This is a genomic window from Pseudomonas sp. PARCl1, from assembly GCF_947311875.1.
Classification (GTDB): Bacteria; Pseudomonadota; Gammaproteobacteria; order Pseudomonadales; family Pseudomonadaceae; genus Aquipseudomonas; species Aquipseudomonas juntendi.
The window spans coordinates 1-19,626 of record NZ_CAMZMX010000043.1; the positions used below are offsets into that span (position 1 = coordinate 1).

The following is a 19,626-nucleotide window of genomic DNA, read 5'->3' on the forward strand; positions in this document are numbered from 1 at the left end:
TGCTTCTTCAGCCTGACGAGAATAACTTCTCCCGCCAGGCCAGTCACAACATACAAGGAGCGAGCGCAGCTCGCGATGCGCCGCGCGGGCGGCGCTCGATCTCACAGGCGCTGAAGATGCTCCGGCTACCCTTGCCAGGAACCATAGAATCTCCCACAGGGACCGCGCTGGCCTTGGCGTTTGTTACAGGGCAGCGACCCCCTGATCATTGAAAAGGCTCTAGGCCCAGCGCGGTCCCTGTGGGTTGTTGCTGCGCGCTACCACCGACCACCTAGCGCGCGGAACAGATTGACCTGTGCCTGCGCCAGGCGCCCTTGGGCCTCGACCTGGCTGGCGCGCAGGCGGATCAGTTCGCGTTCGCTGTCGAGCAATGCCAGGCCGTCAGCCGTGCCAGCGCGGTAGTTGTTCTGGGCCAGGGCAAAGCCCCGCTGGCTATGGCCAAGCGCTGCCTCCAGTGCCTGCAGGCGCTGCCGCTCACCGGCGTAACCCGCCAGCGCCTGGCGCACGTCCTTCAGCGCATTCAATGCCACGCCCTGGTAGCGGGCGACCTGCGCCTGCCGCAATGCTCGGGCCTTGCCAACGCGCGCGCGATTGGCCTTCAGGTTGGGAAACTGCCAGTGAATCAGCGGGCCGATCCCGAACATCACTGCGCGGCTGTCGCCGAGGTCGGCCAGGTGAGCGGCGGAGGAGGTCAACGAGGCGCCGAAGCTGACCTTCGGGTACAGGTCCGCCCGGGCGATTTCGGTCTCCAGCGCAGCAGCGCGCAGTTCCCGTTCTGCCTGGCGCAGATCCGGCCTTCGCTCGAGCAGGCGCCACCCATCGCCAAGCGGTAGCGGCACCGACACCGTGGGGATGGCGCTGCAGTCGCCTACCGGTGCCGCAGCCGCCTGGCCACTGAGCATGGCCAGTTCGTAGAGCGCCATTTGCCGCCTGGCAACGAGCATCGGCAGTTGCGCCCGCACCTGCTCACGCAAGCCCAGCAGGCGCTCGCTGTCGAGCGCCGTTGCCACGCCGGCCTGTTGCTGGCGTTCACTCAATTGCACGCTGCGCTCGAGGCTTTGCAACGACTGCCTGGCCTGGGCCAGGCGTGCGCCATACACGCATTGAGCCAGGTAGGCGCGGCTGGTCTGGGTGACCACCTGCAGGCGTACCAGGTCCCGTGCTGCAGCGCTGGCATCGGCTTGAGCCCGGGCACGCTCGATGGCCGCACGTACCTGGCCCCAGACATCCACCTGGTAGGCCAGCTCGATGCCGGGGCTGAATTGCCATTGTGACGGCGCATGGCTGTCAGTGGCCTCGGCCAGGGTCTGGTCATCGGCGCTCTTGCCATAGGTTGCGCCAACCTCCACTGCAGTGGCGGGCCAGCGGCGCGCGTCGAATTCACCGATACCCGCCAGCATGGCCTGCACAGTGGCGTCTGCCTGGGCCAGGTCCTGGTTATGCGCCAGGGCCAGCTGTACCCAGTGGTTGAGTTGCGGGTCCTGGAACAGCGCCCACCATTGCGCGGGTAACGGCTGCTGGCTGACCCCCGCCGGCAGGTCTGCCAGCGGGTTTGCCTGCAGCACGGGTGGCGGCGCGGCGGGGGCCGGCTGCCGCGTGCACGCCGTGAGGGCACCGAGCACGGCGAGCGTGGCGCCCAGCCGGGCAGCGAAGGGAGAAAAGTGCAGTAAAGGCATCACACAGGCCACTTGAAGAGGGTGATGCGAGGTTAACCAGGGACGGGGAAGCGGCGCTGTCGCAAGCAGGACAAGCCTGCGCGCAAGCGGGACAACCTGCTGTTCAGTGGCCGCGTGTGAGGTTGTGCTGCCAGTCACTCGGCGCGTAGCCGAGGATGCGCTTGAACATGGCGGTGAACGCGCTTGCACTTTGGTAACCGTGCTCCAGCGCCACGTTGAGGATCGGCTGACCCTGCGCCAGGCATTGCTGGCTGAGCATTACCCGCGCGCGGGCGCGCCACTCGCCATACGACATGCCCAGTTCGCGTTGAAACAGCCGCGCCACGCTGCGCGCACTCAGGTTCAACTGCGCGCCACACTGCGCCAGCGTCAGGTCCTGGGCCGGGTACTGGAGAAAGCCCTCGCACCAGGCACGCAAGCGCGGGTGCGAGGGCGTGGGCACGAAGGCATGGATGCGCCGAGCGGCGGACAACTCGTTCAGGATCAATGCCCGCGCATGCTCGCCGTCACGCCGGTCGAGCATGCGTGACGCGGCCAGGATCAGTTCGCGCAGCAAGCCGGATACCACGATGACCTGGCAGCACGCGATGCCGGCGTCGAGCAGCAACGTGCGCATGCTCACCACGCCCTGCATGCGGATGGCGTGGCTGACCCCGGCAGGCACCCACAGTGCATGCCCGCCGGGGATCACCCAGTCGCCTCCCGCGCTGCTGACCCGCATTACCCCGCTGGCGGCATAGATCAGCTGGTCTTCAGCGTGGCAATGGCTGGCGACTTGGTCGCCGTGGCCGTAGTCCATTTCCAGTGTTCGCATTCAAGGCATCCTCGATATTGGATCCAATTATACGGCGGTGGATTTTCATCGGGTTGCGATGGTAGGCATGGAAAAGGGGTGACCAAGACGCAAAATGGCTGTTTGGCAGTTGAACGTGGTGAATTATTGCCAAGCGAGTGCTACGCACAACAAGTAAAGCGGCTTCTGTTGTCAGATCCAGACATCATTGACGGCGGTGCGCTCGCCGCCCTCATGCCCGGTGTTCAGAATGCCGCGGGGCTCGATCATCATCAGTTTTGCTTCGCCCTCTGCGGCTGTCCTGTGTTCGATACCGCGCGGCACGACGTACAGCTCACCGGGATTGACGTGCACACAGCCACCGGGCAGATCGATGCGCAAAACACCCTCCAGCACCAGAAATGCTTCGTCGGTTTCCGGGTGTGCATGCCAGATGAATTCGCCTTCAATGCGCACCACCTTGAATTGGTAGTCGTTCATTTCGGCAACGACCCTGGGGCTCCACTGCTGCTCGATCAGCGACGCTTTGTGCAGCAGGTTGGCAGGCTGGGAGGGGATACGGGCTTCAGACATGACAATTCCTCGTTGAGTGGAGTGGCCAGCCTAACGGTCTGCAACATGGGCATCTTGTACGATCCTGCAAGTCAGCGGGTGGGGCGCAGGCGCTCCAGCCAACGCAAGGGCGGCACCCCATAGCAACGGGTGAAATGCCGCGTCATGTGGCTCTGGTCATGAAAGCCGGCAGCAAGCGCCGCATCGACCAGGCTGAAGCCGTCGACCACCATGCGCCGCAAACAGTCCAGGCGGCGCAAGGTGACGAAGCGGTAGGGGCTGGTGCCGTACAGCGTGCGAAAATCACGCGACAGGCTCCAGCGCTCGCGGCCGCTGGCCTGTTCGAGCATGTCCAGGGTAATGCTCTGGTGCAGGTGCGCCATGATGAAAGCCCGGGCACGTTCGGCGGCTTGGTAGTCCAGGCGCTTGCGCCCGCGTGGTTTGCCGCCGACCGCCAACAAGGCCATGGCCAGGTCGTACAGGGCGTCCTGCTGCTCCAGCGGCTCCAACGGGTGGTCCACGGCCTGTACCAGTGCCTCGCTGGCCTGGTACAGCCGTGGGTCGCTGGACAGCCCGCCAGCGATGAAGGGCAGCGGCTGGCCACCCAGCACGTTCTGGATCAGGGCCGGGTCTACGTAAGCCATGCGGTAGCGAAAGCCTGCGTTGGTGCCGGCCATGCCGTCATGCAGCTCGTCCGGGTGCAGCACCAGGGTGTTGCCGGGTATGCCGTGGCGCAGCGAGCCCTTGTAATGGAAGCTTTGCACGCCGGCCAGGGTTCGCCCGACCGAGTAGGTATCGTGGCGATGCGGGTCGTAACCGTGGCTGCCGAACCAGGCCTCGATACGCTCGATGCCGCCCGGCTGGTCGCTGCGGATTACCCAGTCGGACGGTGGCGGGTCAGCTTTACGGTTCATCGCGGTGGGAGCCTGGGCGGAGCACGGCTGGGGCGGCCGTGAGGGGAGGAGAAGGAAGGGTAACCGGACTGTCCGCTGTCGGGCAATCGGGTCGCCGCCAAGGGCCGCCCTGCCAGGTTATCTACCAACGTTGACTCGACCAGGGTGCTTGTCAGTGCTGAAATCGAGCAAGCACAACCACAATGGGCCGGGAGCGCCAATGAACCGCAACGAACTGCGCAAAGCCGATATCAACCTGATGGTGGTGTTCGAAGCGCTGATGCAGGAGCGCAACCTTACCCGCGCCGCAGAAAAGCTGTTCGTCGCCCAACCTACGGTCAGCGCTGCGCTGGCGAGGTTGCGGGTGATGTTCAATGACCCGTTGCTGATCCGTGTGGGCAACCGCATGGAGCCATCGGCCCGCGCCCAGGAAGTGATCAAGCACCTCACCCCGGCCCTGGATGCGATGTCTGTGGCCCTTAGCCTGACCCACGACTTCGACCCACTTTCCAGCAAGATGACCTTTCGCATCGGTTTGTCCGATGACGTCGAGTCCGGGCTGTTGCCGCCCTTGTTGCGGGCGCTGCGGGTCGAGGCGCCGAACGTGGTGGTGGTCGTGCAGCACGTGGATTACTGGCGCATTCCCGACTTGCTGGCGGCGGGGGATGTCACGGTCGGCATCAGCCAGACCCGGGGCCTGCCGGCCAATGCCAAGCGCAAGGTATTGCGCAGCATGCAGGCCAGGGTGGTGCGCGCCGACAAATCCACCAGGCCGTTGACGTTGGATGAGTTCTGCGCCCGCCCGCACGTTCAGGTCTCGCCTACGGCCAATACCCTCGGTGTAGTCGATGACTGGCTCAAGGAGTTGGGGCGCGAACGCCAGGTGGTGTTGTCGGTGCCGCAATTCAGTACGCTGCCGGCGATCCTGGCCGGTACCGAACTGCTGGCCTGCTGCCCCGATTACGCGGCCCAGGGGATGGAGCGCTGGGGCAACCTGCAGGCCGAGCAACTGCCGTTCGCGGCCACGGCGCTGGAGCTGGCCATGGTCTGGCTGAGCACTACCGACAATGACCCGGCCGAACGCTGGCTGCGCGGCCGCCTGGAGCACTACATGGGCGGTATGGCCTAGCCGGCAGAAGGGCGCTTAAAGGCCCGCTTCCAGGTCCAGCAGGTCCTGCACGGTCTGCCGCCGGCGGATCATTCGCAGCGCGCCGTTCTCGATCAGGAACTCTGGCAGCAGTGGCCGGCTGTTGTAGTTGGACGACATCGATGCGCCATAGGCCCCGGCATCGTGGATCACCAGCAGGTCGCCCACCTGTGCTTGCGGCAGGTCTTGCGGGGTGAGTTCCTGGTCGTCCTGGGTGAATACGTCACCCGACTCGCACAGCGGCCCGGCCACCACGGTTGGCTGGCGTGGGCGCTCCACCGGCTGGCCGTTGGCATCGAGCAGGGTCATGCCGTGGTAGGCGCCGTACATGGCCGGGCGCATCAGGTCATTGAAGCCGGCGTCGATCATCACGAAGGTATTGCGCCCCACCTGTTTCACCGCCCGCACCTCGGCCACCAGGTAGCCGCACTCGGCCACCAGGAAGCGGCCGGGTTCGATCTCCATACGCACCGGGTGGCCGAGCATCGCTTCGATTTCCTTGCGTGCCACTGCCCAGGTCTGGGCGTAGCGCTGCAGGTCGACCGGCTTGTCGCTGCTGCGGTAGGGGGTGGAAAGCCCGCCCCCGATGGAAAACGCCTCGATGTCCACCCCCAGGCGGCCGACCAGCTCGATCATCGAGCGGGCTACCTGTTCCAGGTGCTGGTAATCCACGCCCGAGCCAATGTGCATGTGCACGCCGACCAGGTGCAGGCCGTGTGCCTTGATCACGCCCAGCGCTTCGTCCAGCTGCTCATGCCAGATGCCGTGCTTGCTGTTTTCACCGCCGGTGTTGGTCTTGCGGCTATGGCCGTGGCCAAAGCCGGGGTTGATGCGGACCCACACGCGGTGGCCAGGGGAGCGCTCGCCCAGCTGGCGCAGCATGTCGATGGAGCCGGCGTTCACTTCGATCTTTTCTGCCACCACCCGCTCCAGGGTAGGCCGGTCCAGTGCATCGCAGGTCAGCACCACGCCGGCCGGGTCGCCCTGAACGCTGGCGCCGGCAGCGAAGGCCCGCTCCATCTCGCCCAGCGACACGGCGTCCAGCACCAGGCCGTGGCTACGCATCAGGCGCAGCACGTGCAGGTTCGGGTTGGCTTTCTGGGCGAAGCGTACAGTGTCGAACACCTTCAGCTGTTCGACACGCTCTGCGATGGTGCCGGTGTCGTAGGCCCACAACGGCGAGCCATGTTGGCGCACTGCCTCGGCCAGGAGGGTGAAGGATGTTGTCATGTTGGCGCTACTCGCTCAGGTGATACCAGGAAGGAAAGCAGGATGCGATAAAGCAGGAATTCAGAAAAATAGCTATTTTTCTGTCGGCCATTCATATCTGATATGGCTACTGTCATTACGCAGGGCGTTGCCGTGAAATTGTCCGTTCGCCATATCGAAGTGTTCCGCGCCATCATGGCGGCGGGCAGCGTCACCGCCGCAGCTCGCCTGCTGTTCACTTCGCAGCCCACCGTCAGCCGCGAGCTGGCCCGGCTGGAGCAGGTCACCGGGCTGAACCTGTTCCAGCGCGAAGGTGGGCGGCTGGTGCCGACAGCCCAGGCACTGCTGTTGATCGAGGAGGTGGAGCGCGCCTATGTCGGGCTGGAGCGGATTGACCGCTTTGCCCAGGCCATTCGCAATTTCGAGCAAGGCCGGTTGGCCATCACCTGCCTGCCGCTGTTCTCGCAAACCCTGCTGCCCAAGGCCTGCCAGCGCTTTCACCGGCAGCACCGGGGGGTGAGTGTGAGCATTCTGGCCCAGGAATCGCCGTTGCTGGAGGAGTCACTGGTGGCCCAGCAGCACGACCTGGGCCTGACCGAGGTCGAGCAGATACCGCGCGGGGCGTATGGGGAGCGGCTGTTCAGCGCCAACATGGTGTGCGTGCTGCCCGAACACCACCCGTTGCAGGCCAAGGCCGAGCTGGCGTTGAGCGATTTTCACGAAGTCGATTTCATCAACCTGGCCAGCCTGGACACCTACCGCCAGCAACTGGACCAGCACTTTCGCGCGGCGGGTGTGAACCGCCGCACGGTGATCGAGACGACCAGTGCGGCCTCGGTCTGCGCCATGGTGCGCCAGGGCCTGGGGGTTGCCATCATCAACCCGCTGAGCGGCCTGGAGGCCGCGCAGGGCGGGCTGCCGATCCGGCCGTTGCGGGTATCGGTGCCATACCAGGTGATGCTGATCCGCCCGGATCATCGGCCGGCTTCGGCTGCGGTGGAGCCGTTTTGTGAGGCATTGCGGGCGCAGGCTAAAGCAATGCAACAAGCGCTGGCATGAGCAGGGGCGACGCGCGGCGTGTGAAGCCCTAAAGCTCGCAGACGAAGGTGCCAGTGCCGGCCAGGATGTTCTCCAGGGTTTCCTTCACCTCATCCAGGTCACTGAGGTCGCTGGTCAGGTTGATTTCCAGCACCTCACCCCCCTTCAGCGCATCGCGGTCACCGGCGGCCACTTCGATCAGCAGGCGCTTGGCACTCAAGGTCACTTTCAGCCCGTCCAGCGTCGACGGCTCGTCATCCAGGGTCAGGTCGACGGTGTCTTCGTCCGGGTAGCGGGTAAGCAGGAACATCTGGCCCTTGTCGCTGTGGCAGCACAGGGTCGCCATGTTGTCTTCCTCGTCATCGCAAGGGGTGGCGAACAGCAGGGCGGTGTTGATTTGCATGAGCAGGCTCGGATCAAAGGAAACGGAAGGGAATTCTGACAGTCTTGGCTACATGCATAAACGTAAAGTTACCGCCCCTTGACCGAAATTGTCGCAGCGCTGCAAGCCTTGATGACCGATCAGTCGTTAAGCTTCGCCAAGCCCGGGCGTGCCTGCGCACGTTCCACCTCTGGTTTTTACCGTCCGCCTTGCCACGGGTTGGCTATCGTTGATCCGTAAATGGCGCACGCAGCGACGCTTCAACTATTACAAAGCCCAAGCGGAGTACCACAGATGGCGTTCTTCACCGCAGCCAGCAAAGCCGACTTCCAGCACCAACTGCAAGCGGCCCTGGCGCAGCACATCAGCGAACAGTCCCTGCCACAAGTGGCGCTGTTCGCCGATCAGTTCTTCGGCATCATCTCTCTGGACGAACTTACCCAGCGCAGGCTTTCCGACCTGGCCGGCTGCACCCTGTCGGCCTGGCGCATCATCGAGCGTTTCGACCCCGAGTCCCCGCAAGTACGCGTGTACAACCCCGATTACGAACGCAACGGCTGGCAGTCGACCCACACCGTGGTCGAGGTGCTGCACCACGACCTGCCGTTTCTCGTCGACTCGGTACGTACCGAGCTCAACCGCCGCGGCTATAGCATCCACACCCTGCAAACCACCGTGCTCAGCGTGCGCCGGGGCGCCAACGGCGAGCTGCTGGAGCTGCTGCCCAAGGGCAGCCGGGGCGAGGGGGTGCAGCACGAGTCGCTGATGTACCTGGAGATCGACCGCTGCGCCAACGCCGCCGAACTGGCCGTGTTGACCCGCGAGATCGAACAGGTGCTGGCTGAGGTTCGGGTGGCGGTTGCCGACTTCGAGCCGATGAAAGCCAAGCTGCAGGAAGTGCTCGCCAAGGTGGAGCAAACCGCGTTCGGCCCGGCGCAAAACGAGAAGGGCGAGGTCAAGGCCTTCCTCGAGTGGCTGCTGGACAACCACTTCACCTTCCTCGGCTATGAGGAATTCACCGTTGCCAGCACCGCCGATGGCGGCCAGATGGTCTACGACGAACAGTCGTTCCTCGGCCTGCCGCGCCGCCTGCGTGTGGGCCTGACGGCCGACGAACTGCGCATCGAAGACTACGCCGTGGCTTACCTCAACGAGCCGCTGCTGCTGTCGTTCGCCAAGGCCGCGCTGCCCAGCCGCGTGCACCGCCCGGCCTACCCGGACTACGTCTCGATCCGCCAGCTGGACGCCGACGGCAAGGTCATCAAGGAGCACCGCTTCATGGGCCTGTACACCTCGTCGGTGTACGGCGAAAGCGTGCATGCCATACCGTACATCCGCGGCAAGGTCGCGGAAGTGGAGCGCCGCTCGGGCTTCGATCCCAAGGCTCACCTGGGCAAGGAGCTGGCCCAGGTGCTTGAGGTGCTGCCGCGCGACGACCTGTTCCAGACGCCGATCGACGAGCTGTTCACCACGGTCATGGCGATCGTGCAGATCCAGGAGCGCAACAAGATCCGCGTGTTCCTGCGCAAGGACCCGTACGGCCGCTTCTGCTACTGCCTGGCCTACGTGCCGCGGGAAATCTACTCCACCGAAGTGCGGCAGAAGATCCAGCAGGTATTGATGGAGCGCCTGAAGGCCAGCGACTGCGAGTTCTGGACGTTCTTCTCCGAGTCGGTGCTGGCCCGCGTGCAGTTGATTCTGCGGGTCGACCCGAAAAACCGCATCGACATCGACCCGCAGCAGCTGGAGCGCGAAGTGGTGCAGGCCTGCCGCTCGTGGCGCGACGACTATTCTGCGCTGGTAGTGGAGAACTTCGGCGAAGCCCAGGGCACCAACATCCTGGCCGACTTCCCCACCGGCTTCCCGGCGGGCTACCGCGAGCGTTTCGCCGCCCATTCGGCGGTGGTCGACCTGCAGCACGTGCTCAACCTGTCGGAAAGCAAGCCCCTGGCGATGAGCTTCTACCAGCCGTTGACCCAGGTCGGCGAGCGCATCCTGCACTGCAAGCTGTACCACGTGGACACTCCGCTGGCGCTGTCCGATGTGTTGCCGATTCTGGAAAACCTCGGCCTGCGCGTACTCGGCGAGTTCCCGTACCGGCTGCGCCATGCCAGTGGCCGTGAGTACTGGATCCACGACTTCGCCTTCACCTACAGCGAAGGCCTTAGCCTGGATATCCAGCAGCTCAATGACACCCTGCAGGACGCGTTCATCCATATCGTGCGCGGCGATGCCGAGAACGATGCCTTCAACCGCCTGGTGCTGACCGCCGGCCTGCCTTGGCGCGACGTGGCACTGCTGCGTGCCTACGCCCGTTACCTCAAGCAGATCCGCCTGGGCTTCGACCTTGGCTACATCGCCAGCACCCTGAACAACCACACCGACATCGCCCGTGAGTTGACCCGGCTGTTCAAGACCCGCTTCTACCTGGCGCGCAAGCTGACCCAGGACGACCTGGACGACAAGCAGCAGCGCCTGGAACAGGCCATTCTGACCGCGCTGGACGAGGTGCAGGTACTCAACGAAGACCGCATCCTGCGCCGCTACCTGGACCTGATCAAGGCCACCCTGCGCACCAACTTCTACCAACCGGACGCCAACGGCCAGAACAAGTCGTATTTCAGCTTCAAGTTCAACCCGCGGCTGATTCCCGAGCTGCCCAAGCCGGTGCCCAAGTTCGAGATATTCGTCTATTCGCCGCGGGTCGAGGGCGTGCACCTGCGCTTTGGCAACGTGGCCCGTGGTGGCTTGCGCTGGTCCGACCGCGAAGAAGACTTCCGCACCGAAGTGCTCGGCCTGGTCAAGGCCCAGCAGGTGAAGAACTCGGTGATCGTGCCGGTGGGTGCCAAGGGCGGCTTCCTGCCGCGGCGCCTGCCGCTGGGCGGCAGCCGTGACGAGATCGCGGCCGAAGGCGTGGCGTGCTACCGCATCTTCATTTCCGGCTTGCTCGACATCACCGATAACCTCAAGGATGGCGGCGTGGTGCCGCCGGCCAACGTGGTGCGCCACGACGATGACGACCCGTACCTGGTGGTGGCGGCCGACAAGGGTACCGCGACCTTCTCCGACATCGCCAACGGCATTGCCATCGACTACGGTTTCTGGCTGGGCGACGCCTTCGCCTCGGGCGGTTCGGCCGGCTACGACCACAAGAAAATGGGCATTACCGCCCGCGGCGCCTGGGTCGGCGTGCAGCGGCACTTCCGTGAGCGCGGCATCAATGTGCAGGAAGACCCGATCACCGTCATCGGTGTGGGGGACATGGCCGGCGACGTATTCGGCAACGGCCTGCTGATGTCCGACAAGCTGCAATTGGTGGCCGCGTTCAACCACCTGCACATCTTCATCGACCCCAACCCCGAGCCGGCTTCCAGCTTCGCCGAGCGCAAGCGCCTGTTCGACCTGCCGCGCTCGGCCTGGACCGACTACGACACCAGCATCATGTCCGAAGGCGGTGGCATCTTCCCGCGCAGCGCCAAGAGCATTGCCATCAGCCCGCAGATGAAGGAACGCTTCGCCATCGAAGCCGACCGCCTGACCCCGACCGAGTTGCTGAACGCGTTGCTCAAGGCCCCGGTCGATCTGCTGTGGAATGGCGGGATCGGCACCTACGTCAAGGCCAGCAGCGAAAGCCACGCCGACGTCGGCGACAAGGCCAACGACGCGCTGCGGGTCAACGGCAACGAGCTGCGCTGCAAGGTGGTGGGCGAGGGTGGCAACCTGGGCATGACCCAGCTTGGCCGGGTGGAGTTCGGCCTGCACGGCGGGGCGACCAACACCGACTTCATCGACAACGCCGGCGGCGTGGACTGCTCTGACCACGAGGTCAATATCAAGATCCTGCTCAATGAAGTGGTGCAGGGTGGCGACATGACCGAGAAGCAGCGTAACCAGTTGCTCGGCAGCATGACCGATGAAGTCGCCAGCCTGGTGCTGGGCAACAACTACAAGCAGACCCAGGCGCTGTCGCTGGCCGCCCGCCGCGCCCGCGAACGCATTGCCGAGTACAAGCGCCTGATGGCTGACCTGGAGGCGCGGGGCAAGCTGGACCGTGCCATCGAGTTCCTGCCGTCCGAGGAGCAACTGGCCGAACGCCTGGCCGCCGGCCATGGCCTTACCCGTGCCGAGCTGTCGGTGCTGATCTCGTACAGCAAGATCGACCTCAAGGAGCAGTTGCTGAAGTCGCAGGTACCCGACGACGACTACCTGACCCGCGACATGGAAACCGCCTTCCCGCCGTCGCTGGTCAGCAAGTTCGCCGAATCCATGCGCCGCCACCGCCTGAAGCGTGAAATCGTCAGCACCCAGATCGCCAACGACCTGGTCAACAATATGGGCATCACCTTCGTCCAGCGCCTGAAGGAGTCGACCGGCATGAGCCCGGCCAACGTGGCCGGGGCCTACGTGATCGTGCGCGACATCTTCCACCTGCCGCACTGGTTCCGCCAGATCGAGGCGCTTGACTACCAGGTGCCGGCGGAGGTCCAGCTGACCTTGATGGACGAGCTGATGCGCCTGGGCCGCCGCGCGACCCGCTGGTTCCTGCGCAGCCGCCGCAACGAGCAGGACGCCGGGCGCGACACCGCGCACTTCGGGCCGAAAATCGCGCAACTCGGGCTCAAGCTGGATGAGTTGCTCGAAGGCCCGACCCGCGAACGCTGGATGGTGCGCTACCAGGGCTTCGTCGAGGCTGGCGTGCCGGAACTGCTTGCGCGCATGGTGGCCGGTACCAGCCACCTGTACACGTTGCTGCCGATCATCGAAGCAGCTGACGTTACCGGGCATGAGCCGGCGCAGGTGGCCAAGGCGTTCTTCGCCGTGGGCAGCGCGCTGGACCTGACCTGGTACCTGCAGGAAATCAGCAACCTGCCGGTGGAAAATAACTGGCAGGCGCTGGCCCGCGAGGCCTTCCGTGACGACATCGACTTGCAGCAGCGGGCGATCACCATTTCGGTCCTGCAAATGGCCGACGGGCCGCAAGACATGGACGCCCGTGTGGCGCTGTGGGCCGAGCAGCACCGGGTGATGGTAGAGCGCTGGCGCGCCATGCTCGATGACCTGCGCAATGCCAGCGGCAACGACTATGCGATGTATGCGGTGGCCAACCGCGAGCTGGTCGACCTGGCCATGAGCGGGCAGGCAGCGGTGGTGCCTTCTTAAGCTGCAAGCTGCAAGCTACAAGCTACAAGCTGCAAGCTGCAAGCGGAGCTCACTGGTTTCGCTTGCAGCTTCTGGCTTTAGCACCGTTTAGATCGCGTACACAGCCCCCGCTTTTTCTTGAAGCTTGTAGCTTGTAGCTTGAAGCTTGAAGCTTGAAGCTTGAAGCTTGAAGCTTTCCTACTTGAACCGCCGCTCCACGCCTTTCTCCACCAGGATCTTCGCCGAGATCTCTTCCACCGAAAAATGCGTGGAATTGATGTTGGGAATGTTCTCCCGGCGGAACAAACTCTCTACCTCGCGCACCTCGAACTCGCACTGGGCAAAGCTTGAGTAACGACTGTTGGGCTTGCGCTCGTGGCGGATGGCCGTGAGGCGGTCAGGGTCGATGGTCAGGCCGAACAGCTTGTTGTGGTGCTTTTTCAGCACTGCCGGCAACTGCAGGCGTTCCATGTCGTCTTCGGTCAGGGGGTAATTGGCGGCGCGGATACCAAACTGCATGGCCATGTACAGGCAGGTTGGGGTCTTGCCGCAGCGCGACACACCCACCAGGATCAGGTCGGCCTTGTCGTAGTAGTGCGTGCGCGCGCCGTCGTCGTTGTCCAGGGCGAAGTTCACCGCCTCGATGCGTTCCATGTAGTTGGAATTGCCGCCGATCGAATGGGACTTACCCACGGAATACGACGAATGGGCGGTCAATTCTTGCTCAAGCGGGGATAAAAACGACGAAAAGATGTCGATCATGAAGCCATTCGACGTAGCCAGGATCTCACGTATGTCCTGGTTGACGATGGTGTCGAAGATGATCGGGCGCACCCCGTCACGCTCGGCCGCGGCATTGATCTGCTGGACCATGGTCCGCGCCTTGTCGGGCGAATCGATGTACGGCCGGGTGAATTTGTTGAACGGGATGCTCTCGAATTGCGCGAGAAGACTCTGGCCCAAGGTTTCGGCTGTAATACCGGTGCCATCGGAGATGAAGAACGCGGTTCGTTTCATTTGCGACCTGGGCCTTAAGCTGATGAAGATTCTTGGATATGATAAGTTCGGTTTGCCGAATGCGGTTGTCGACATTCTGCCACATTTGCAAAGCCTATTTTCCAGGTACAGGCCACAAACGCCCGGCCAAGTCATAGCGGACAGGCGGGCGCCCTTTGAGCTTTTCCAACACAGTTAGTGGAGAGATCACCTTGGTAGAGTACGTAGTTTCCCTCGATAAGCTCGGCGTCCATGATGTGGAGCATGTGGGGGGCAAGAACGCATCCCTGGGCGAGATGATCAGCAACCTTGCCGGTGCTGGTGTATCGGTGCCGGGCGGCTTTGCCACTACGGCGCAGGCGTACCGCGATTTTCTCGAGCAGAGTGGCCTCAACGACCGAATCCATGCGGCGCTCGACGCCCTCGACGTGGATGACATCAACGCCCTGACCAAGACCGGCGCGCAGATCCGCCAGTGGGTCATGGAAGCCGACTTCCCGGCGCGTCTGGATTCGGAAATCCGTACGGCGTTTGCCGAAATGGCCGCTGGCAACGACAACATGGCCGTTGCCGTGCGCTCCTCTGCCACTGCTGAAGACTTGCCGGACGCCTCGTTCGCCGGCCAGCAGGAAACGTTCCTCAACATCCGCGGCGTGGACAACGTGATCCGCGCGGCCAAGGAAGTGTTCGCTTCGCTGTTCAACGACCGTGCCATTGCCTACCGCGTGCACCAGGGCTTCGATCACAAACTGGTCGCCCTGTCTGCCGGTGTGCAGCGCATGGTTCGTTCCGAAACCGGCACCGCCGGTGTCATGTTCACCCTCGATACCGAATCGGGCTTCCGCGACGTGGTGTTCATCACCGGCGCCTATGGCCTGGGTGAAACCGTGGTACAGGGTGCGGTCAACCCTGACGAATTCTACGTGCACAAGAACACCCTGCAGGCTGGCCGCCCGGCTATCCTGCGCCGCAACCTGGGCAGCAAGGCGATCAAGATGGTCTATGGCGACGAAGCCAAGGCCGGCCGTTCGGTGAAAACCGTGGAAGTCGACCGCGCCGAACGTGCGCGCTTCTGCCTGAGCGACGCCGAGGTCAGCGAACTGGCCAAGCAGGCGATGATCATCGAGCAGCACTACCAGCGCCCGATGGACATCGAATGGGCCAAGGACGGTGACGACGGCAAGCTGTACATTGTCCAGGCCCGCCCTGAAACCGTGAAAAGCCGCTCCAGCGCCAATGTCATGGAGCGCTACCTGCTGAAGGAAAAGGGCACGGTACTGGTCGAAGGCCGTGCCATCGGCCAGCGCATCGGCGCCGGCAAGGTCCGCGTGATCCACGATGTATCGGAAATGGACAAGGTGCAGCCAGGCGACGTGCTGGTTTCCGACATGACCGACCCGGACTGGGAACCGGTAATGAAACGCGCCAGCGCCATTGTCACCAACCGCGGTGGGCGTACCTGCCACGCGGCGATCATTGCCCGTGAGCTGGGTATTCCGGCCGTGGTCGGTTGCGGCAACGCCACCCAGGTGCTCAAAGACGGCCAGGGCGTCACGGTTTCCTGCGCCGAAGGCGACACCGGCTTCATCTTCGAGGGTGAACTGGGCTTTGACGTCAAGCAGAACTCGGTCGATGCCATGCCCGAGCTGCCGTTCAAGATCATGATGAACGTCGGCAACCCGGACCGGGCCTTCGATTTTGCCCAGTTGCCCAACGCAGGCGTGGGCCTGGCGCGCCTGGAATTCATCATCAACCGCATGATCGGCGTGCACCCCAAGGCACTGCTGAACTACGCAGGCCTGCCTGCCGACCTCAAGGACAGTGTCGACAAGCGCATTGCCGGCTACAACGACCCGGTCGGCTTCTACGTCGAGAAACTGGTCGAGGGCATCAGCACCCTGGCCGCGGCTTTCTACCCGAAAAAGGTCATCGTGCGCCTGTCGGACTTCAAGTCCAACGAGTACGCCAACCTGATCGGCGGCAAGCTGTACGAGCCGGAAGAAGAGAACCCGATGCTGGGCTTCCGCGGTGCCTCGCGCTACATCAGCGAGTCGTTCCGTGACTGCTTCGAACTTGAGTGCCGCGCGCTCAAGCGCGTGCGCAACGAGATGGGCCTGACCAACGTTGAAATCATGGTGCCCTTCGTGCGTACCCTGGGCGAGGCCAGCCAGGTCGTCGACCTGCTGGCCGAAAACGGCCTGGCCCGTGGCGACAACGGCCTGCGCGTGATCATGATGTGCGAGCTGCCGTCCAACGCCATTCTCGCCGAGGAATTCCTGGAGTACTTCGACGGCTTCTCGATCGGCTCCAACGACCTGACTCAGCTTACCCTGGGCCTGGACCGTGACTCGGGCATCATTGCCCACCTGTTCGACGAGCGTAACCCGGCCGTGAAGAAGCTGCTGGCCAACGCCATTGCCGCGTGCAACAAGGCTGGCAAGTACATCGGCATCTGCGGCCAGGGCCCTTCGGACCACCCGGACCTGGCCAAGTGGCTGATGGAGCAGGGCATCGAAAGCGTGTCGCTGAACCCCGACTCGGTACTCGAAACCTGGTTCTTCCTCGCCGAAGGCCAGGGCGCAGCCTGACGCAATAAAACGCGGGGGGCGTCTGGCGTGCCCCCGCCTGGTTTTTTCCAGGGCGAGTTCCAGCAATGGATCCCGCCCTTTTTTGTGCACCAAGCAACCTTATGCAAAGCAGTAGCCGTTTATTTCCCGTGGCCTTGCTCAGTGCCGAGCGCCGCGGCGACCTCAGTGAAGACGTGTACCGGATCAAGGCCGGCAACAGCCCTGATCCCAGTGTGGAATTGGCCGTTACCCGCCTGGGGCTGGCCGACCAGGAGCACGCCCAGGGCGTGCCGGTGATTCTGCTGCATGGCAGTTTTTCCAACCGGCGTTTCTGGTATTCGCCCAAGGGCATCGGCCTGGGGGCCTATCTGGCTCGGGCCGGTTTCGACGTATGGATCCCGGAAATGCGTGGCCACGGCCTGTCGCCACGCAATGCAGCCTGGCGCCACAACAGCGTAGCCGGCTATGCCCGGGACGACCTGCCAACCATCAACGCCTTCGTGCGCGAAAAAGCCGGCCAGGCGCCGCACTGGGTGGGCCACTCACTGGGTGGAACAACCTTGGTGGCAGCCTTGGGTGGCGGTTTTCTGACCGCCGACCAGGTCGCAAGCGTGGCCCTGTTCGGCACACAGGTCAGCCGCGTGTACTGGCCGTTGAAAGTCCCGCCAGTGGCCTGGGGCGCGAAGTGGCTGCTCAAGCGCTGGGGGCAGATTTCCGGGCCGCGCTTCAAGCGTGGGCCAGAGGACGAACCCCTGGGGCTGGCCCTGGAAAGCCTGCGCTGGCATGGCTTGTTCGGGCGTTTTGGCGACAAGAAGCAGGATTGGTGGGCAGGGCTGGCTGAGGTTGATGTGCCGCTGTTGGCAGTGGCCGGCGCCGGTGACTTCCAGGACCCGGTGTGGGCCTGCCGCAAGCTGTTCGAGCAGGTGGGGGGCGAGCGCAAGCAGTTCCTGCGGCTGGGGCGTGAAGAAGGTTTTGAAGCCTTCGGGCATGTCGACATGCTGGTGAGCAAGGCTGCGCAGGTGCAGGTGTGGCCGCTGGTAGAGCGCTGGCTGCGTAACCCGCTGTTGCCGGTGCATGCGTCCACAGTGGTTGCAGAGCCTGTGCCGGTCAGCTGAGTTTGCGTCGCCTGTGCTGGCCTCTTCGCGGGCGCGCCCGCTCCTACAGGTACTGCACAAGCCTGCGAACCTGTGACAATCCTGTGGGAGCCGGCTTGCCGGCGATAGGGCCGGCACAGGCAAAACACACATGACTACCTAGTCCCGGATGACTGCAATGGGCTCTACGGTGTAGCCTTGGCCGATACCCGCTTTCGTTGTGACTGACAGGAGCTTCCCATGCAGCATTACGTAACGCCCGACCTGTGTGACGCCTACCCGGACCTGGTTCAGGTGCTGGAACCGATGTTCAGCAACTTCGGTGGCCGTGATTCGTTTGGCGGCCAGATCGTCACCATCAAGTGCTTCGAGGACAACTCGCTGGTCAAGGAGCAAGTCGAACTCGACGGCAAAGGCAAGGTGCTGGTAGTCGATGGCGGTGGGTCGCTGCGTCGCGCATTGCTGGGTGACATGCTTGCCGAAAAGGCTGCCAGGAACGGCTGGGAAGGCTTGTTGATCTACGGCTGCGTACGCGACGTCGATGTATTGATCCAGACCGACGTCGGCGTGCAGGCGCTGGCCAGCCACCCAATGAAGACCGACAAGCGCGGCATCGGCGACCTCAACGTGGCAGTGACCTTCGCCGGCGTGACGTTCCGCCCGGGCGAGTATGTGTACGCCGACAACAATGGCGTGCTGGTGTCGCCAAGCCCGCTGAAAATGCCGGAGTGATGCGCCGCACGCGCTGATGGAGCTTTGATGTTCGAGGAAGACAACGCGCAGTGGGGGCTGGTGCATGCCCTGGTGCTCGATGGCAAAGGCGGCGCGCGCTCGATTGCCCGTACCGAACTGGCCGACCTGCAATTGCAGCCCCAGCAGAGCCTGTGGCTGCACTGGGACCGCAGCCATCCGCAAACCCGTACCTGGCTGCTGAATGAAAGCGGCCTCAGCGAGTTCGCCAGCGAGCTGCTGCTGGAGGAAAACACCCGCCCGCGCTTGCTGCCCATGGCCGATGAACAGCTGCTGCTGTTCTTGCGTGGGGTCAACCTGAACCCGGGCGCCGAGCCGGAAGACATGGTCTCGGTGCGCATTTTCGCCGAGGCGCAGCGGGTCATCTCGCTGCGGTTGCGGCCCCTGCGCGCCAGCGACGAGGTGCTCCAGCTACTGGAACAGGGCAGGGGGCCCACATCCGCATCGGAGCTGCTGCTGCTGATGGGGGAACTGCTGACCGAAAAGGTGCAGGGCCTGGTCAGTGATCTCGCCGAACTGGTCGACCTGGAAGAAGAAAAGGTCGAATCCGACGAACGGTATACCCCCGAACAGGGCAGCCTGCAGCAGATCCGTCGGCGGGCCGCCGGGTTGCGCCGGTTCCTGGCCCCGCAACGGGAAATCTATGCCCAGTTATCACGCAGCAAGTGGAGCTGGTTCGCCTATGCCGATGCCGATTACTGGAACGAGCTGAACAACAGCCTGATCCGCTACCTGGAGGAGCTGGAGCTGACCCGCGAGCGCGCCGCGCTGGTGCTGGAGAGCGAAGACCGTCGCCGTAGCGAGCGGATGAACCGCACCATGTACCGCTTTGGCATCATCACCTGCATCTTTCTGCCGATGAGCTTCATCACCGGGTTGCTGGGCATCAACGTCGGTGGCATTCCGGGGGCGCAAAACCCCTACGGCTTCCTGTTCGCCTGCATTGTGGTGCTGGGGCTGGCGGTGGGGCAGTGGTGGTTGTTCCGCCGGTTGCGGTGGGTATGACGCGTGGGTGGGCTGCAGGCGAACATCACACCATTCGAAACATTCGTGCCAATCGGATGTGTGACCCATCGCCGGGCCATCTCGTCTCTAGCTGACACTGCGCGAGGTGCACATGCACGATCCGTTTGAAGAATCCCTGCGCGACCTGCTCAAGGCGTCACCCTCCGGCAACGACCGGGACGACCGGGATGACGCTGCCTGCTTGGGCCGCGTGCTGAAAACCGCCAACCGCCAGGTCGGTGCGGGTGATCTGTTCAGCTTGCTTGGCCGCTGGAGCCAGGCGCTGCTGATCGCCGTGAACAATGGCTCGGCGCATGTCGCGCCGGTGCGTCGACACACTTCCCGCAACGCTGCCACTGGCAGCAAAGCAGATAAGGCCGATTGA

At 63.7% G+C, this 19,626-nt stretch carries 15 protein-coding genes; 8 read left to right on the forward strand and 7 right to left on the reverse strand.

The genetic code is table 11. From position 1 onward, the window contains the following. Positions 1 to 257: 257 nt before the first annotated feature. The 4 genes from QME24_RS19625 to QME24_RS19640 form a co-directional block, all read right to left on the reverse strand. The gene (locus tag QME24_RS19625; RefSeq protein WP_225624712.1) at positions 258 to 1,676 is read right to left on the reverse strand and encodes a TolC family protein; all 1,419 of its coding nucleotides are present in this window, start codon (positions 1,674 to 1,676) and stop codon (positions 258 to 260) included. Positions 1,677 to 1,779: 103 nt separating this feature from the next. Continuing rightward, positions 1,780 to 2,490, reverse strand: coding sequence for a helix-turn-helix transcriptional regulator (locus QME24_RS19630; RefSeq protein ID WP_029887877.1), 711 nt, complete (start codon positions 2,488 to 2,490; stop codon positions 1,780 to 1,782). A gap of 171 nt (positions 2,491 to 2,661) precedes the next feature. Next, positions 2,662 to 3,042 (reverse strand): cupin domain-containing protein, encoded by a 381-nt coding sequence (locus QME24_RS19635; protein ID WP_192440654.1) that lies wholly within the window; start codon positions 3,040 to 3,042, stop codon positions 2,662 to 2,664. A gap of 71 nt (positions 3,043 to 3,113) precedes the next feature. After that, complete coding sequence (locus QME24_RS19640) at positions 3,114 to 3,935, reverse strand: AraC family transcriptional regulator (RefSeq protein ID WP_009684032.1); 822 nt, start codon at positions 3,933 to 3,935, stop codon at positions 3,114 to 3,116. 199 nt (positions 3,936 to 4,134) lie between these two features. Here QME24_RS19640 and QME24_RS19645 point away from each other — a divergent pair, with 199 nt between their 5' ends. Continuing rightward, positions 4,135 to 5,043, forward strand: a complete 909-nt coding sequence (locus QME24_RS19645; RefSeq protein ID WP_192440652.1) for a LysR substrate-binding domain-containing protein — start codon at positions 4,135 to 4,137, stop codon at positions 5,041 to 5,043. Between the two features lie 15 nt (positions 5,044 to 5,058). Here QME24_RS19645 and lysA read toward each other — a convergent pair whose 3' ends face one another. Next, a complete protein-coding gene (gene lysA, locus QME24_RS19650; RefSeq protein WP_232892857.1) occupies positions 5,059 to 6,291 on the reverse strand; it encodes a diaminopimelate decarboxylase in 1,233 nt (410 codons plus the stop codon). A 132-nt stretch (positions 6,292 to 6,423) separates the two neighbouring features. Here lysA and QME24_RS19655 point away from each other — a divergent pair, with 132 nt between their 5' ends. Further along, complete coding sequence (locus tag QME24_RS19655) at positions 6,424 to 7,329, forward strand: LysR family transcriptional regulator (RefSeq protein WP_280091529.1); 906 nt, start codon at positions 6,424 to 6,426, stop codon at positions 7,327 to 7,329. 28 nt (positions 7,330 to 7,357) lie between these two features. On the opposite strand, the gene QME24_RS19660 is transcribed toward QME24_RS19655, so the two are convergent. Continuing rightward, positions 7,358 to 7,711 carry a hypothetical protein gene (locus tag QME24_RS19660; RefSeq protein WP_054905096.1) on the reverse strand — a complete coding sequence of 118 codons (354 nt, stop codon included), beginning with the start codon at positions 7,709 to 7,711 and terminating at the stop codon, positions 7,358 to 7,360. 273 nt (positions 7,712 to 7,984) lie between these two features. Here QME24_RS19660 and QME24_RS19665 point away from each other — a divergent pair, with 273 nt between their 5' ends. Next, positions 7,985 to 12,850, forward strand: coding sequence for an NAD-glutamate dehydrogenase (locus QME24_RS19665; RefSeq protein WP_054905095.1), 4,866 nt, complete (start codon positions 7,985 to 7,987; stop codon positions 12,848 to 12,850). A 177-nt stretch (positions 12,851 to 13,027) separates the two neighbouring features. Here QME24_RS19665 and QME24_RS19670 read toward each other — a convergent pair whose 3' ends face one another. Further along, positions 13,028 to 13,846, reverse strand: coding sequence for a pyruvate, water dikinase regulatory protein (locus QME24_RS19670; protein WP_012271263.1), 819 nt, complete (start codon positions 13,844 to 13,846; stop codon positions 13,028 to 13,030). Between the two features lie 191 nt (positions 13,847 to 14,037). Between QME24_RS19670 and ppsA the strand changes: the two genes are divergently transcribed. The 5 genes from ppsA to QME24_RS19695 all read left to right on the forward strand — a co-directional run bounded on the left by ppsA (position 14,038) and on the right by QME24_RS19695 (position 19,626). Then, positions 14,038 to 16,413: a phosphoenolpyruvate synthase gene (ppsA, locus tag QME24_RS19675; protein WP_029887870.1), complete on the forward strand. Its 2,376-nt coding sequence runs from the start codon at positions 14,038 to 14,040 to the stop codon at positions 16,411 to 16,413. Positions 16,414 to 16,514: 101 nt separating this feature from the next. Next, positions 16,515 to 17,507 (forward strand): alpha/beta fold hydrolase, encoded by a 993-nt coding sequence (locus tag QME24_RS19680; protein WP_029887869.1) that lies wholly within the window; start codon positions 16,515 to 16,517, stop codon positions 17,505 to 17,507. Between the two features lie 219 nt (positions 17,508 to 17,726). Next, on the forward strand, positions 17,727 to 18,218 hold the full coding sequence (gene rraA / locus QME24_RS19685; RefSeq protein WP_009684023.1) for a ribonuclease E activity regulator RraA: 492 nt from the start codon (positions 17,727 to 17,729) through the stop codon (positions 18,216 to 18,218). 27 nt (positions 18,219 to 18,245) lie between these two features. Next, positions 18,246 to 19,241 carry a zinc transporter ZntB gene (locus QME24_RS19690; protein ID WP_280091527.1) on the forward strand — a complete coding sequence of 332 codons (996 nt, stop codon included), beginning with the start codon at positions 18,246 to 18,248 and terminating at the stop codon, positions 19,239 to 19,241. Positions 19,242 to 19,353: 112 nt separating this feature from the next. Beyond that, positions 19,354 to 19,626 (forward strand): hypothetical protein, encoded by a 273-nt coding sequence (locus tag QME24_RS19695; protein ID WP_009684021.1) that lies wholly within the window; start codon positions 19,354 to 19,356, stop codon positions 19,624 to 19,626.